A 14989-nucleotide genomic window follows, 5' to 3' on the forward strand; every position below is an offset into this window, starting at 1 on the left:
GTGAAGACTCACGGTGAAGACGGACGACGCGCCGGACGGCGGTCCCGGTCATGACGACCGGGCGGCTGGGCGGCCGGGCCGTCCTCGCTGACGGCCGATGCGCTCGACTCCCGACGTGTATCGACTGCTGCGACTTCGCGAACCAATCGCTCACCGGCTCACCGGCGCGGTCGGTCACTCGGTCACTCGGTCACTCATTCTCTGATCGCTGGATCACGGATCACTGGATCGTTCGATCGGTCAAGGGCCGGCCGCTAGGACTGGCGCAGGTCCTCCATGGTCATGGGGGCCCCCGGAAGCACGGAGGGGGCCGGGGCCCGCAGTCCGTCCAGGAACAGCTGCAGGTGGCGGTGGACGAAGCGGTCGCCGCTCGGGCAGGCGGTACCGGCCGGGGGCCTGCTGAGCTGCGCCACCACGATCATCAGGTCGCCCACGCCGATGTCGGGCCGGAGCTGCCCGGCCGACTTCGCGCGGTCCATGACCTCCTCGATGATCCGCTCGACCCGTTCACGGGCGGCCTCGAGGTCGGGGTGGTGCTCGTCGAACGTGCTGGAGACCATCGGGCACAGCGCGCTGATCCGCTCGTCGGCGGCCGCGTGCACGAATCGCTCCAGCGCCCCGAAGGCGTCGCCGGTCTCGTCGAGGGCGACCTGCCCGGCCCGGACCGTACGGTCCAGCACCGAGCAGACGACCTCACGGACCAGCGCGTCCCGGTCGGGGAAGTTGCGGTACACCGTGGCGTTGCCGACGCCGGCCCGGCGAGCGATCTCGTCGAGCGGCACGTCAGGGCCGAACTCGGTGAACATCTCACGGGCGGCGGTGACGATCCGCTCCCGGTTGCGCAGGGCGTCGGCACGGGGCCGGGGCGCCTTGCGCGCTACGGGAATCGCGGTCGCGGTCTGCACGGCGCACTCCTGTCTGGGGCTCGGAGCCGACTCGCGCGGCCCGCCGGAAACGGATCCGGCCGGCGACGAGTCCGACTCGGGGCTGAGTTTGCGATCCGGGGAGCCAGTCCCCGTTTCACTCGGACACATGGCTAAACGGGGAAGGCGTCCCCGGTTATTTCCCGGATCCAGAACTTTCTTCCTGTGACCTGGGTCACGCCCCTGGATGCGCCCTTCGCCGTGCGTCCGCCGGGGCGCGTCGGGCACACCCGGCCGAGCGCTGTCACCGCCCCGAGGGCCCCGGACGCGGCCGCGGCCGCCATGCCCGCACGCACGCGTGCGGCGCGCCATGGCAGCCATCCGACGGGACGGGCCCGACGGCGCGGCCCCGGCCGAGGAGGCCGAAGCCGCATACCGGCCGGTAATCCACGATCGGTCTCATCCAACGCGCGTGCGCGGGCGGTCCGGCAGAGGGTGATCGAAAGGGTGCAGCCGGTGACCGGTGGCTGCCTGGAGCGAAAGGCCCCTGCATGCAGCCGCAGCCCGTGCGCACCGCCCGGGACACCCTGAGCCGCCGGATACGCCCGCGCCGCGTCGCCGCGTTCGCCTCGGTCACCGTCCTGACGCTGGCGGTCAGCACCTCTGCGGGCACGGGCCACCGGCTGCCGGTCCTCGGCTCGACGACGGCCGGCGCGGGCCCCGTCGCGCCGGCCCGCTCCCCCGCCCTCGCGCCCTGCATGATCAACCCCGGCTCGGCCGTCCAGATGTCGGAGGGCCTGCCCACCCCCGGCGGCTACTCCCGCTCCACCGGCACCGTCCGCGCCCTCACCCTGATGATCGACTTCTCGGACGCACCCGGCCGGGGCAGCGCGCTCAGCCGCTACCGCGAGTTCTTCCCCCAGACCGAGGCGTGGTTCCGCACGGCCTCCTACGGCCGTCTCGACTACCGCGCCGAGACTCCCGTCCGGCACTGGCTGCGCATGCCCAAGCCGTTCCACGCGTACGGGATAGAACGCGGCGCGCCCTTCGACCCCGGCTACCGCGAACTCGTCCAGGACATGGTCGCCGCCGCCGACCCGAGCGTCGACTTCCGCGCTTACGACCTCCTGAACGTGCTGGTCACCCCCAACGCCGGGCCCTCCGCTCTGGACACGGTCCTGTCGGTGACGTTCGCCGGCAACCTGGAGGCGCCGGTCGCCGACGGGGTCGCCGTGGCCAACGCGTCCTTCGTCTACTCACGCCAGGACGACGGCTCGGGCTCCTACGACCACACCGGCTACCGGGTCCTCCCGCACGAGAACGGCCATGTCTTCGGCCTGCCCGACCTCTACACCCAGGAGGGCGGAGGCGCCGTCGGCCACTGGGACATCATGAGCGAGGACTGGGGAGCCAACAACGACATGCTCGGCTGGCACAAGTGGAAGCTCGGCTGGCTGGACGCCTCCCAGATCTCCTGCGCGGCGGCCCCCGGCACCAGGGAGTACACCCTGACCCCGCTCTCGCGCGCGGGCGGCCCGAAACTCGTCTTCGTCCCCATCGGCGACCGCACCGGCTACGCCGTCGAACTGCGCACCCGCGGCGGCAACGACGAGAACGTGTGCCGGCCCGGCGTCCTCGTCTACAAGGTCGACGCCGACGTCGACACCGGCATGGGCCCGGTGACCGTCTACGACTCCCGCACCGACAGCGGCGGCTGCACCCGCAGCCCCAACGTCCACGCGGAACTCTCCGACGCCCCCTTCACCCCGGGCGAGACGTTCAAGGACCCCAAGCGCGGCATCGGCATCACGGTCGCCGAAGCGGACCCGCAGGGAAACTACCGGGTACGGGTGACACGCAAGTAGCGCACCGGCCCCCGCCCGCGCCGGCACCACAGCGCTCCGCCCCCAGCGCCCTCCCCACCCCCATTACCGTGTCCGTGAAATCCACAGTGCCCGTAGGTCCTGTCAGGGCCCACGAGGTCACTCACGCGCGACGGGGAGCACAAGCCGCCCATGCCACTGCCCGACTCCATCCCGGCGCCCCCCGCCGAGGCCGTAGCGCCGCTGATGCGCGGCGTCGCCGTACTGCAACGGCTCACCGAGGCGAACGGCGTGCTGAGTCCGAGCGCCCTCGAACGCGCCACCGGCCTGGCGCGCTCCACCGTGGACCGGATCGTCGCCACCCTCGCCCGCATGGGATACGTCCGCCTCGACGGCCGAGACGCCACCCTGACGCCCCGTGTGATGGAGCTGGGCAACGCCTATCTGGCCGCCCTGCGCCTGCCCGACCTGCTGTCCGGGCACGCGGACGCGCTGGCCGACGAACTCGACGAGTCCGTCTCCCTGGCCGTCGCCGACCGCGACGGCATCCGCTTCGTCCACCAGGCGACCCGCCGCCGCGCGCTGTCCCTGAGCTTCCGCATCGGCGACCTCCTCCCGGCCGAACGCACCGCGCCGGGACCGCTGTTCGCGACGGAATGGACAGCCGGCGCCTGGCGGGCCTGGCGCACCCGCCGGCAGCAGGACCCGCACCACCGCGGCTTCCCCACCGTCCCGCCCGTCCGACGGCCGCCGACCGACACGGAGGCCTACCAGGACTTCGAACGCCGGACCGCGGACGCCGCCTCCACGCACTACGCCCTGGACGACCAGCTGATCGAACCCGGCCTGGTGGCCGTCTCCGTCCCCGTACGGGATCCCCGTACGGCACGGATCGCGTGCGTCGCGAGCGTCGTCAGCCACACCAGCCGCCACACGGCGGCCGACCTGCGCGACGCACTGCTGCCGCGACTGCGGGCGACCGTCGCGGCGATGGAGGAGACGCTGCGCCAGGCGCCGCCCCCCGCGCCGGGCCCGCCGCGCTCCGGCCTGGCGATCTGGACGGGGGCGTCGAAGCAGGAACTGGGCCGCGAGTTCGTCGAGTCCCTGGCCCGCGGCCTGACCGTCCTGACGGCGTTCGGCGAGGGCAGGGCGGAACTGACCCTGACGGACGTCGCGAAGGCCACGGGCCTGGCGAGAGCGACGGCTCGCCGCGCCCTGATCACCTACGAACACCTGGGCCTGCTGACCCCGACCACCACCAGCGCCCTGACCACCTCCGCGGACGGCCCGCCCGCACACCGCGCCTTCGCCCTCACCCCGCGCGTCCTGTCCCTGGGCTTCCCGCCCCTCTCCCGCACGTCCCTCCCCCAGATCGCCACCCCGCACCTGCGGACCCTGACGGACGCCGTCCAGGAGACGACGGCCCTGGCCGTCCTGACCGAGCCGGGCGACGAGATCCAGTACACGGCCCGGGTGCCCGCGAGCCACGTCATGAGCGTGGACGTACGGCCGGGCACCCGCCTCCCCGCCGGCAGGACCACGGCAGGCCGCCTGCTCCTGGAGAAGTCCCCTGCCCCCTACACGGTGAGCGACGAGGAACTGGAACAGGGCGTGCGCTCCGTCGCGGTCCCGGTCCACGACCGGACGGGCCGCGTGATCGCCGCCCTGAACGTGGCCACCCACGTGGCCCGCCGCACGCCCGAGGAGTGCGTCGCCGACATCCTCCCCGCCCTGACCTCGGCCGCCGCCCACATCGAGACAGACCTCCACACAGCGGCCCGCTTCACCCGCGTCCCCCTGACCTGACCCCCCACCCCCACACCCCAGATCCGGTACGCTGACGCCAGTGACCCACAGGGCCACAACCCCGCCTTCGTAGCTCAGGGGATAGAGCACCGCTCTCCTAAAGCGGGTGTCGCAGGTTCGAATCCTGCCGGGGGCACCAGGCAAAAGGCCCCGGACCGATCATGGTCCGGGGCCTTTGACGGCATCGTTTGACGGCAGTGGCGTCTGACAGGGGCCTCGGGTTGAGATCACCTACGCGCCCTTGCCCCATGCCTCGGTCTGGCACCTCACCCTTCCCGCGTTGATGCGGCTCCAGGCTGTACCTGCGTATCCACAGGTGATTGCGGAGTCGAGACCATCGCAGTGACTAGAGTGGTCAAGATTTCGGCACGCTGTTCAGCCGACAGGCCCGCATCAGCGACCAATCGTTCCGCTGCCAGGTAGCGGGATAGCTCTAGAGGCTGGTCGAAGTAGGAACGCAGGTGCTCTGCGGCAGTCTCCTGTGAACGGACGAAGGTCCGTCCGATGAAACCTGCAAGCCCGGCTGCCACTGCTCCTAGGCCTCCCGCCACGATGCTTCCAGTCGTGGTGCTGGCTTCGAGAGCCACTGCGACAAAGCCGGCCAAGGCGATGAAGCCAATCCACATGGCCCGCTGGGCACTCCGGAAGGAGCGGTTCGCTTGGCCAAGAGCAACGTCGTGGTACAGCTTCAACCGCGCGTGCGTGGTCTCCCACAGCGCCGAAAGGGTGAGTAGGGACGCATCCGCAGAACGGGGTTTCGGTACCTCGATGATGTCTTCGTCGACGGGGTCAAGCAAGCCGCCGTCATCGTCCCGACCCTGTGGGGGCAGTTGCAGATTATCGAGGAAGGCTTCCTGAAACAGTGAGGAACCCGCCTGTACGTTCAGGGCGTTCACGAAGTGCCCCTCGGCCCGAACAAGCCGCTCCTGGCTGGCGGCTACTTCACGTTGTTCCTCGCGCCGCGCTCTCGTGAGCGACTCTGTCACCGCAAGGACGACAAGGAACGAAGCCAGGATTCCAAAGCCGACGGACAGCCAGAAAGACCACTGTTGCGTCAGCGGAGCCCCGTCCACTGAGCCGGCCACCGTGCCGAATGCGACCGCCGCTGCCGCGCTTGAGGCGACGAAGGGACCGGACAGCTTTGCGAAGCGCGGCGGCTCAGGCCGTTCACCTTGGGACATGGTTCGATAGCCTGCCACCCCGGCTGTGGAACCGTCCGCCCGTCAGTCAAATATCCGTACCGTGGGGCTCCGCTGGGCAGGCCAGTACCCAATGCCTACCCAACGGTCGCATCTCCGATATCAGGTGACTGGTGAACGCCGTTTCAGCAGCCGGTCCATGTGGCTGATCGCCTCCCGCTGCGTGTCGTGCACGACGTGCGTGTACACGTCCATCGTGATGCTGATCTGGCTGTGCCCGAGGATCTCCATGATGACTCGCGGCGCAACGCCAGCCGCCGTCAGCAGCGTGGCGCAGCCGTGCCGCGCGTCGTGCAGCCGGACCACCCGCAGCCCCGCGTCAGCCGCGACCCGCGTGAAGGACCGGTAGACGTTCCGCGGCTCCACCGGCCGGCCGTTCCGCGTGGCGAAGACGTAGCCGGAATCGGACCAAGCGACGCCCGTACGCGCGAACGTCTCTCGCTGCCGCAGCCGGTGCCACCGCAGGGGGGCGAGGCACAGGGCGGGCATCGGCACGACGCGAATGCGGCGGCTCTTGGGATCGTCGTCGTACAGCGTTCCCCTGCGGCGCTGGGTCTGTTGGCGGACGTGCACGACGCGGTTGTCCAGGTCCACGTCCGACCAGCGCAGCCCCCCCAGCTCGCCGCGCCGCAGTCCCATGGCGATCGCCAGCACGAATGCCGCGTACAGCGGATCGCTGCGCGCGGCTTCCAGGAAGCCGAGCGTCTCCTCCAGCGACCATGGGCGGATTTCCCGCTGCTTGACGCGCGGCGGCTCCACCAGCGATGCCACGTTCCGCGTGATCAGTTCCTCGCGCACGGCGGCCGTAAGCGCCGTGCGCAGCACCCGGTGCGCCTCCTTCGCGGTCGCGGCCGTGTGGGCGTTCTGCACGCGGGTGATGAAGCGGCGCACGTCCGCTACGCTCAGCGACTCCAGCCGCCGTGTGCCCAGGAGGGGCAGGAGATAGAGCCGGACCTGCACTTCGTACTTGTCGTAGGTGCTCAGCTTGCGGCGCGGTTCGACGTAGTGCTTCAGCCAGTACGGAAGCCACTCGGAGAGCTTCGCGGACCGGGTGGGCGTCGGGATGCCTTGGCGGTCGCGGAGGACCAATTCCTGGCGCTTGGTGTCGCACTCCTCCCACGTGGTGCCGTAGACCGTTTTGCGCTTACGGGTGCCGTCCGGCTGTGGCACATAGACGCGGGCTTCGTAACGTCCGTCCTTACGCTGCCAGATGCTGCCAGCGCCATTGGGGTTCCTCTTACGGGGTGCCATCAGGCTGCGTTCTCCTCGATTCGTTCCTGCATGAAGGCGCGGACGCTGTCGGGGGCTACACGGCGGGCGCGACCGATGGTGAAGCTCGCCAATTGGCGCGATCGGATGAGGTCGTAGACCTTGCTGCGGCTCAGGCGCAGAGCGGTCATGACCTCGGGAACTGTGAGCGCTTGAGGGGGCGGGGGCGCGGCGATGCTCACGCGAGATCTCCTCGGGGCGGGATGGTCTGTGCTGTCCGAAGCTGGGATTCCTGCGTCATCGCGTCACCTGCGTCAATCAGGCTCCTGACCTGCGGTTTCCGGTGACGCAGCAGGTCGGGGGCTGCGTCACCGATGACGCCGGCGCTCGTCACGGGGTGACGCTGATGACGCGAGATGACGCAGGATTCGCCGTCTGCGTCACCGCTGTCGCCGCAGGTCAGCGGCCGTCTGTCGGGCCTGGGGTGACGCAGTGACGCAGATCTTCCCTACTTAGGAAAAAGAAGGGGTGGTGTCTGTTGGTCTTTACGCCCGCTCAGGGCTTGAAGAACGGGCCGCTTCGCGGCGCGACCCGTGCAGGGCGGCTGTCGCCGCCGAACGGCAAGAGGAGCACCCCCGGCGGGGCGTGCTCCTCTTGCTTGTCCGGGCGGGCGGTCAGAACGCGGTCTGCTGCTCGGGCGGCGGGGGCGGGGGCTGGCGGCTGAGTTCGATGTAGCGGGCGGCGCTGGTGCGGCCCCAGTCGACCAGTACGCCGCGCGCGGCCAGGGTGGGCTGGATGCGTCGCAGCCGGTCGGAGAGGACCTTGCCGGTGGTGGGCCATCCCTTGGGCAGGGGGCGGCAGTCCTCGCCGCTGTAGAGGGCGGTCAGGGCGTGCAGCCACTCCGCCGACGTCATCCGCACTTCCGCGCCCGGGGTGAGTTCGGCGGCGTGCTTGAGGACCGTCTGCGCCAGGAGGTCACCCTCAATGACGTCGTCGTTGAGGTCGTCCAGGCTGGCCCGGTATGCCTCCAGCGTCCCGAAGCCGGTGGCGGTGTCGAGCTGGGCGCACAGGTGGGCGAAGTCGGCCATGCGCAGATCGGTAGGGGTCTCGGCCTGTGCTGCGCGGACCTTGACGGTCAGGTCGAGCAGGGAGCCGAGGACGACGGGCAGGATCTCGGCGTACTCCGCCCACAGCTCTGCTTCGGTGCGTCGCACGCGTGGGCGTTCCAGGCGCAGGGTGAGGAGCCGTTCGGCGAGGTCGGGGCGGATGACGCCGACGTCGATGCCGGTCAGGAGCATGGGGCGGCGGTAGCGGGAGCGGACGACGTCGCCGTCGGTGAACAGGGCGCGCTTGATGCTCTCGGCTCCGGTGATGATGCAGCACATGAGGTCGGACAGGTCCGGGGGCAGGTGGGAGAGGTTGTCCAGGGCGGTGATCCATCCGGCCGCGACCGCTGTGATCATGTTCTCCTCGTCTTTGGGGGCCCGGCGCAGGTCGCCGGTCATGCCCTCGATGATCCGCACGAGCATCCGCCCGCCGGTCGACTTGCCGGCACCCTGCGGGCCGGTCAGGAACGGGGCGGGGACGGGCGCGGACGGCTCCAGGCAGCCGATGAGCCACGCGAGGGCCAGGGCCTCGGTCTGGGCGTCGGCGAAGTTGCACAGCCGCATCAGCAGGTCGATGCCCTTGCCGTTGGTGTCCTTGGCGGGCAGGGGCAGTTCCCCGGTGAGCTGGGTGCGCCGCCAGCACACCTCTTCAGGGTCGGGCACGCGGATGTCCCAGCCGGTGGGGTGGATACGGACCGATTGGCCGTCGTCGCGGCCGAGGTCGAGCCAGGTGGCCCCGTCGAAACCGGGGGCGACACGGATGTGGGTGGGCTGCACCTTCTCGGTGAGGGCGAGTGCCTCGATCAAGTCCAACGCCTCCTTGAGGGCGGTTCCGTTGAAGACGCCGACCCCGTCGCGGAAGAGGCCGACCATGAGTTCCTGGCGGTGGCTCCCGGTCGTGCCCTGGGAGCGGATCGGGCGGGCCACGGGGTGGCCGGTCCGCTGCGCGTACACGGTCCCGTCCACGGTGCGGAAGTACCGGAAGTGGGACTGCGCGTAGTCGGTGATGACCTTCCGGGCGGGGTTCTTCTCCTCGTCGGACACGGTCACAGTCCCAACGTGGTCAGGGCGTTGGTCCACGCGTCCGCGCAGTGCCGGGCGCTCTCGCCCTTGGCCTGCGCGGCGGCGAACAACCGGGCGACGTGGGCATCGGTCAGGCAGCCGCACCGGCCGTGCGTCGACAGCACCGCGAGGAACGACCCGTAGACGGTGGCGTGGATCCCGGCGCGGGCGGCGGTGATGCGCTGCTCCGCCATGGCGATGCCCCGCTCGAGGTAGACGGGCGAGCGGTGCGGGCACTGCCCGGCCGGGGCCGGCACGGAGACGGAACGGGGTACCGGACGGACGGCAGGCGGTTCTTTCACGGCCAGTGCGCGGACCGCGTCCGGCAGGGCGGTCATGGTGCCGGTGCCGGGGCCGAGGTAGCGGGCGTAGGCCATGGTGGATTTGATGTCGACGCCGGACCGGACCCCGTTGGCGGAGGGCATCGCTCCGAGGTAGATCCAGTGCTCTCCGCGCGTGGTCGTTACGACCTGTGTGGCCGGCAGGGTTTCGCGCGCCCATGCCACGGCGGTGGCGTCGTCCAGGTCGACGACTGTGAGGTGGGCTCCGCCGGGATGGTAGGCGACCGCGCTGGCCCGCAGCCAGGCGCGCCGCCAGACGCCGGACCGGATGATGTCCGGGTCGGTGGTGGCGGCGGCCCAGGCGTGGCAGGGGCCGGGGCAGGCGCACGGCCCGGCGGTCTTCATGTTGGGTCGGCCGCCGCAGGCGTTGTCCGTGCAGCGGCGGCAGTTGGCGAACGGCACCTTTCCCGGCCGCAGGGGCAGGACCGGGATGCGGTTCGCGGCCAGGGCGAGGGCGGTGTCGAGCAGGGTCGTCATGGTGGTCACGCGGCGACCCCCAGAACTGGGGCGTGGGCGGCGAGGAAGGCGCGGCCGATCCATTCGGTGTACGCGGGCGGGAGCGCCTCGCGCAGCCGAAGGTGATCGGTGGACCAGTCGATCCGCTTTGCCCCGCGGATCTCGGCGACAGTGGCCTTGCCTCCGCCGTTGCCGTAGGCGGCAACGTAAGGGCCGTCTCGCCACACGCCGTGGCGGTAGCCGCGCACGTATCCCCGGTGGCGGGGGTGGGCCGGCTGGACGGTGGTCCAGCCGCCCAACTCGAAGTAGCGGTGCATGAGCACGGCCAGGCCGAACTGTTCCCCACACAGCCGGATGTCCTTGCGGACCTCGGAGCCGGGCACGTTCTCGATCACGTACGGGCGACCGGTGGCCTCCAGGGCGGCGCGGGTGGGGGCGATGAGCCGGGGATAGGTCCGGCCGATCGCCTTGTTGCGGGCGGCGTTGGTGCCCTTGGTCGGGGCGCCCTCGCCCTGGCACGGCGGGGAGGCGTGGATGAAGTCGAACTCGTGGCCGTGGGCGCGGATGTACTCGACCGCGTCGCCCTGGTGGAAGGCGTCGCCGCAGTAATCGGGTTGGGCTTCCTTGTCGACGCCGGTGATGTGGCAGTTCTTGAAGGCGCGTCGGTAGCCCTCGGTACCGCCCCCGATGCACGAGTAGGCGTCCAGCACCCGAAGGGGCTCGATCCGGGAGAGTAAGGCGAGCACTCGCCCGATGGGGGTGGGTTGCGTCATGCTGGATGACCTCCAACAGGTCTATGTGGGCTGGTTGGGCAAGGGCGGCCCCGGTTCTTGGCGGAGTGGGGGCCGCCCTTGGCGTAGCTAGGTGTTCTTGCCGCGGGCGAGCTTGAGCGTGATCCCACCGACGCCGATGGGCCCGGCCGCGCCGGCGATGACGGTGAAGGTGTGGGCGGCTGCGTCCATCAGGAAGCAGAGGGCGGCGACCAGTCCCCAGCCGCCGGCGACGGCCGCGCCGGCGATCGCGAACGGCAGCAGTAACCGCCGCCACTCGACACCGTGCGCGGGCGGCTCGTTGACGACGAACACGACCGGCTGTCCGGTGGCTTGTGCGCGCTGGAAGACGTCGGCGGGGATGTGCGGGGCCATCTGGCCGGGCGGGGTGTGCTGGCGCATTTCAGGCTCCCTCAAGGTGGGCCGCGGGCCCGCACCGAAAGGTGGCGCGGGCCCGTGCGGCGGGTGGGTTGCTTGTCGCGTTGCTTGTCGTCTCTCTTGTCGTGCGGCTTGTCGGCTGGCTTGTCGCTTGTCTTGTCTTGTCGCTTGTCGCCTCCCAGGTCACAAGCCGTTTCCGGGCCCTCAGGACCCGGAAGGCGGCATGTGCTGGGGTGAGGGCGACAAGCGACAAGCGCTCAGTCGCCGGTCGTGTGGGAGCGGTGGACGTAGCGGGCTTTGGTGCCCTCGCCGACGCGGACGGCGGTGCCGTCCTCGTGCCACGCTTTCAGCCACCCCACGACCGTCTGACGGGTCGTGCCGTAGGCGTCGGCCAGCGCTCGGGCGATCGCCGACGCCCCCGTGCCTTCGGGGCCGGCGGCGAGCAGCGCGGCGAGCGCCGCCTGTTGCGCGGGGCTGTCCTGCTCGCCCCGCAGCGCCGAGAGGTTCAGCCCGGCCGGCCGGTCCGGCCCCTCACCCTCGGTCGTGGTGTGGGGGTCGGTGGCGGTGCCGAACTGGGCGTCGATCTCGGCCCGGAAGCGGCGCAGCATCTCGTCCTCGCGCGAGCCCTGCCCGCCGCTCTGGCCGCGCAGGGCGGACAGGTTCAACCCACCCGACCCCGACGGGCCGTCCTCGGCCTGGTCGTCGTCGGTGGGGGTGAGGTCGAGCATCCAGGCGGTGCGCTCCGCGTCCCAGCGACGGGCGTAGGCGGGCCCGGCGGCCTTGGCGGACACGTCGTCGAGGCGGGGGTGGCGGTCGGAGGTGGCGACGGTGATCTCCCGGATCTGGTTCGGGAGGATCCGCCACGCCTTGAACAGCGCGGCCGGCGACTCCGGCGTGCCCATGAACCCGGCCCCCATGTACGGGGCCTGCTCGACGCGCAGCCCGCGGCGGCCGGGGAACATCTTGCCCAGGTCCATGCCCTCGGTCTCACCACCGGTGAGCGCGACGCGGACCTTGCCCTCCCGGCGGATCATCAGGTTGCCCAGCACCGACCCGGTGGCACCGAGGGCGGTGAGGACGGTGCGGATGCCCATGGCGCGCAGCATCCGGATGACTTCCAGGATCTTCTTCGCGAGTTCCTTCATCTGCCGGTCAGTGCTGACCAGGATCTCCGCGCCCTCGTCGACGACCAGCAGGATCTGCGGGATCTTCGCGCTGATCGGCAGCAGATCGGTGTTCGCCTTGGACAGTAGGTTCTGATACGCCTTCTTGCGGTGCAGCCCGACAGCCAGCGCGGCATCGAGCATCAGGACGGCTTCCTCGTGGGAGGAGGCGAGCCAGTCGACGCCGGGCCGGACGGGCTTGCCGTCCTCCCGCACGATCTCCCCGTTCAGCGCGGGCAACACCCAGGGCAGGCCGGCGCTGCCGGCATTGAGGTCGATCACCCACGTGAGGACGTCCTCGGCTCGGGCGAACCCGGCCAGGATCGTGTGAACCATGTTTGTCTTGCCCGATCCGGTCGGGCCGACGACCAGCGCACACTGCTCGCGCAGGTAGGCGGAGACCGCTTCACCGTTGGTCCGCACCCCCCACGGCAGGCCGGTCAGCACAGACAGGGGCCCGTACTCGCTGGGGTAGGGGCAGTCCTCCTTGAGGACGTTGACGGTGGTGACGTCCAGGATGGTGCGGCCCTGGTGGATGCCGGGGGATGCGGCGGCGGTGCAGCCGTGCGGCAGCTTGGCATCCCCGGACAGGGGCACGGAGTACCCCGCGATGCGGTCCCAGGTGATCCCGCCCTGCGGCTCCAGATCGAGGGAGTAGCCGGTGCCGGTGGGCCACATCTCGACCGCGAGGACGCGCACGGAGATCGAGCAGATCCGCTGGATCCGCTCCACCCACGCCTGAGCGATCGCCCGCCGCTCCGCGGACAACTCCAGCGCGATCGCCCGCTCTTCGGCCGCGATGGCCTCCTCTTCGCGCGCCTCCTCATACAGCGCGCTTGAGCGGGCGGCGGCGCCGATTCCGACGCCGATGGTGGCGAGGGATCCGAGGGCGGCCCAGGTGAGGGGGCCGTGGGCCATGGCCCAGGTGGTCCAGCCTGCGCCGACCAGCCAGGAGGCGGCGCGGGTGGCGAGAGTACGGCCGGCGTTGCGCACCCGCAGGCCAGCGACGGTGTGACCGAGCGCGCCGGCCACACCGACGGCGAGCGCCCAGCCGGGCGGCATGCCGGTGGCGGCACCGGTCGTGGCGACGGCGAAGGCTCCGGTGGTGGCGGACAGAGCGCCGGTCACGGGTCCGTGACCGGCCGCCCAGTCCAGCACCGGACCACTGCCCGCGTCCTGCTTGGCGGTGCTCTTCTTCTTGGCGGTGGCGGTGCTGGTCATGGTTAGACGTTCCAGCCCTTCTCGGCCTCGGGGCCGTTGCGGGGGTCCTCGTGACGGGCGATGTCCTGCTCGTGCGCCTGCCGGAACACCTGGCCCATGTCCTCCGCGACCGCCACGGCACTCATGAGCGCGCCGAAGATGTCGTTGAAGCCGTCCGCCACCTCCTTCTCCAGCGGAAACTCCGAGTCGGAGCGCTCGGCGAGGATCTTCATCACGTTCGCCACACTGGTCAACGCGGCCGGGAGGCCTTCGACCATGGCGAGGATCTCCATGGCGTTCTCGGGGTCGTACTGATTGGCGGCCTGCTCCATCTCGGAAGCGGCCTCTTCGAACCGGAAACCGGACACGTGCTCTCCTTCACTCACACCGGATGTGCTGGGGATGTCTGAAGCCGGGCGTTCCACCTGCTCGCCAGGGCCGTCGGTACCGTCCTGCGCGGCCTCCGCATCGGCGGCGGCCTCCCGCTCCCGCAGGGTCTGGCGCGTGACCTCGTCACGGGCCGCGCGTTCCTCGGCGGCGGTGCGGACCATGCGCCGGTACAGGCGGCGGCCGGGGTACATCAGGGCGGGAATGCCGAACCTGCGCCCGATCCACGTGGACACGCAGCCCACCAGGCCGACCGGCAGCGCGAGGAGCGCGGCCAGCAGGCGGCGGCCGTGGAAACGGGCCGCGGAGCGCAGCAACGCCTTGCGCGCCGCCCGGCGTGCCGGGGCCTTACGCACCTGCGCGCGCTGGGCGGCGACCTTGTCGCCGGTCGCTGCGTCGCGCCGGGCCCGGTGCTTGGCGATCGCCGTATCCCGCACGGCTCGCGCCTTACCGGCCGCACCGCCGAGCAGGCGGCCGGCACCTGTCCCGCGCTTGTTCAGTCGTGTGGCGCTTGCTGCGGCTTTGGCGTTGCGGCGGGCGTCGGCGACCGCGCGCCGCGCGCCGTTGGTCTGCGCCCGCTGCCCGGCCCGCGAGCCCGCCGCAGCCTGCTGCGCCGCCCGCAACGCCTTGACCTGCCGGATTCGATCCGCAGCCTTTCCCGTGGTTGCCGTGTGCTTGGACGCGCGGCGTGTGGCTTTGCTGGCCGTGCTGCCGCGGTCGGCGGTCGGGCCGGTGCTGCGGCGGCGCTGGCCGGGCACCTTGCCCAACCGTCCACCGGATCCGCCGGCGCGCGCACCGGCCGAACCGCGGCCCGATCCGGCGCGGCCCAATCCGGCGCGGCCTGTTCCCGTGCTGCGCAGGCCCGCAGAGCGGGCCGCCGCACGACCAGCGGCGCGGGCGGCGGAGCGGCGGGCCTCGCGGCGCGGGCTCGGCTGTCGGGAGCGGGTGGCGGCGACGGTGCCGAGGACGACCATGCCGGTTGCGGCGACGGCCGCGGCGATCGGGCCGCCGGCGAGAGAGGCGGCGGCGAGCGCGCCGACGGTGCTGTTCGCGCCGGACAGGGCGAGCGGGACAATGGGCCACCCGCCGGACGTATGGTCCACCTCCCCAACCTCCTTGCCCTTGACGGGGACGGGAGCGGTGTCGGGCGGCGGGGGCGGTGCTGCCGGGACTACTACCGGCTCGGTGCTGAGTTCCGTCATGCTGAACGCACTCCTTAAGGGGAG

12 protein-coding genes and 1 tRNA gene are annotated in these 14989 nt (G+C 71.3%); 3 read left to right on the forward strand and 10 right to left on the reverse strand.

Features of this window, described 5'->3' with window-relative positions:
• Positions 1–254: 254 nt before the first annotated feature.
• Positions 255–905: a TetR/AcrR family transcriptional regulator gene (locus ACGFSH_RS17980; RefSeq protein ID WP_393349512.1), complete on the reverse strand. Its 651-nt coding sequence runs from the start codon at positions 903–905 to the stop codon at positions 255–257.
• A gap of 509 nt (positions 906–1414) precedes the next feature.
• On the opposite strand from ACGFSH_RS17980, the gene ACGFSH_RS17985 reads away from it, so the two are divergent.
• The 3 genes from ACGFSH_RS17985 to ACGFSH_RS17995 all read left to right on the forward strand — a co-directional run bounded on the left by ACGFSH_RS17985 (position 1415) and on the right by ACGFSH_RS17995 (position 4631).
• Positions 1415–2728 carry a M6 family metalloprotease domain-containing protein gene (locus ACGFSH_RS17985; protein WP_393349514.1) on the forward strand — a complete coding sequence of 438 codons (1314 nt, stop codon included), beginning with the start codon at positions 1415–1417 and terminating at the stop codon, positions 2726–2728.
• 150 nt (positions 2729–2878) lie between these two features.
• Positions 2879–4492 (forward strand): helix-turn-helix domain-containing protein, encoded by a 1614-nt coding sequence (locus tag ACGFSH_RS17990; RefSeq protein WP_393349516.1) that lies wholly within the window; start codon positions 2879–2881, stop codon positions 4490–4492.
• 63 nt (positions 4493–4555) lie between these two features.
• Positions 4556–4631: transfer RNA gene (locus ACGFSH_RS17995), tRNA-Arg, on the forward strand.
• Positions 4632–4758: 127 nt separating this feature from the next.
• On the opposite strand, the gene ACGFSH_RS18000 is transcribed toward ACGFSH_RS17995, so the two are convergent.
• The 9 genes from ACGFSH_RS18000 to ACGFSH_RS18040 all read right to left on the reverse strand — a co-directional run bounded on the left by ACGFSH_RS18000 (position 4759) and on the right by ACGFSH_RS18040 (position 14965).
• Positions 4759–5673, reverse strand: coding sequence for a hypothetical protein (locus ACGFSH_RS18000; protein WP_393349518.1), 915 nt, complete (start codon positions 5671–5673; stop codon positions 4759–4761).
• A 120-nt stretch (positions 5674–5793) separates the two neighbouring features.
• Entirely contained in the window at positions 5794–6942 is a 1149-nt protein-coding gene (locus ACGFSH_RS18005; protein WP_393349520.1) for a tyrosine-type recombinase/integrase, read from the reverse strand.
• Positions 6942–7142 (reverse strand): helix-turn-helix domain-containing protein, encoded by a 201-nt coding sequence (locus ACGFSH_RS18010; protein WP_393349522.1) that lies wholly within the window; start codon positions 7140–7142, stop codon positions 6942–6944. The genes ACGFSH_RS18005 and ACGFSH_RS18010 overlap by 1 nt, the downstream gene beginning before the upstream one ends.
• 432 nt (positions 7143–7574) lie before the next feature.
• The gene (locus ACGFSH_RS18015) at positions 7575–9050 is read right to left on the reverse strand and encodes an ATP-binding protein (protein ID WP_393350045.1); all 1476 of its coding nucleotides are present in this window, start codon (positions 9048–9050) and stop codon (positions 7575–7577) included.
• A gap of 2 nt (positions 9051–9052) precedes the next feature.
• Entirely contained in the window at positions 9053–9886 is an 834-nt protein-coding gene (locus ACGFSH_RS18020) for a bifunctional DNA primase/polymerase (protein WP_393350046.1), read from the reverse strand.
• 5 nt (positions 9887–9891) lie between these two features.
• A complete protein-coding gene (locus ACGFSH_RS18025; RefSeq protein WP_393349523.1) occupies positions 9892–10638 on the reverse strand; it encodes a DNA methylase in 747 nt (248 codons plus the stop codon).
• A gap of 87 nt (positions 10639–10725) precedes the next feature.
• Positions 10726–11037 (reverse strand): hypothetical protein, encoded by a 312-nt coding sequence (locus tag ACGFSH_RS18030; RefSeq protein ID WP_393349525.1) that lies wholly within the window; start codon positions 11035–11037, stop codon positions 10726–10728.
• A gap of 233 nt (positions 11038–11270) precedes the next feature.
• Complete coding sequence (locus tag ACGFSH_RS18035) at positions 11271–13397, reverse strand: hypothetical protein (protein WP_393349527.1); 2127 nt, start codon at positions 13395–13397, stop codon at positions 11271–11273.
• 2 nt (positions 13398–13399) lie between these two features.
• Positions 13400–14965 (reverse strand): hypothetical protein, encoded by a 1566-nt coding sequence (locus tag ACGFSH_RS18040; protein ID WP_393349529.1) that lies wholly within the window; start codon positions 14963–14965, stop codon positions 13400–13402.
• Positions 14966–14989 lie beyond the last annotated feature (24 nt).

Origin of the sequence: Streptomyces sp. NPDC048481, assembly GCF_043200075.1 — a bacterium.
Taxonomy (GTDB): domain Bacteria; phylum Actinomycetota; class Actinomycetes; order Streptomycetales; family Streptomycetaceae; genus Streptomyces.

What these genes read in the sequence shown, in the direction of transcription:
- ACGFSH_RS18030 (WP_393349525.1), bottom strand. Translation starts at nt 11,037, where the DNA reads ATGCGCCAGCACACCCCGCCCGGCCAGATGGCCCCGCACATCCCCGCC.
- ACGFSH_RS18040 (WP_393349529.1), bottom strand. Translation starts at nt 14,965, where the DNA reads ATGACGGAACTCAGCACCGAGCCGGTAGTAGTCCCGGCAGCACCGCCC.
- ACGFSH_RS18020 (WP_393350046.1), bottom strand. Translation starts at nt 9,886, where the DNA reads ATGACGACCCTGCTCGACACCGCCCTCGCCCTGGCCGCGAACCGCATC.
- ACGFSH_RS17990 (WP_393349516.1), top strand. Translation starts at nt 2,879, where the DNA reads ATGCCACTGCCCGACTCCATCCCGGCGCCCCCCGCCGAGGCCGTAGCG.
- ACGFSH_RS17985 (WP_393349514.1), top strand. Translation starts at nt 1,415, where the DNA reads ATGCAGCCGCAGCCCGTGCGCACCGCCCGGGACACCCTGAGCCGCCGG.
- ACGFSH_RS18035 (WP_393349527.1), bottom strand. Translation starts at nt 13,397, where the DNA reads ATGACCAGCACCGCCACCGCCAAGAAGAAGAGCACCGCCAAGCAGGAC.
- ACGFSH_RS18005 (WP_393349520.1), bottom strand. Translation starts at nt 6,942, where the DNA reads ATGGCACCCCGTAAGAGGAACCCCAATGGCGCTGGCAGCATCTGGCAG.
- ACGFSH_RS18025 (WP_393349523.1), bottom strand. Translation starts at nt 10,638, where the DNA reads ATGACGCAACCCACCCCCATCGGGCGAGTGCTCGCCTTACTCTCCCGG.
- ACGFSH_RS18000 (WP_393349518.1), bottom strand. Translation starts at nt 5,673, where the DNA reads ATGTCCCAAGGTGAACGGCCTGAGCCGCCGCGCTTCGCAAAGCTGTCC.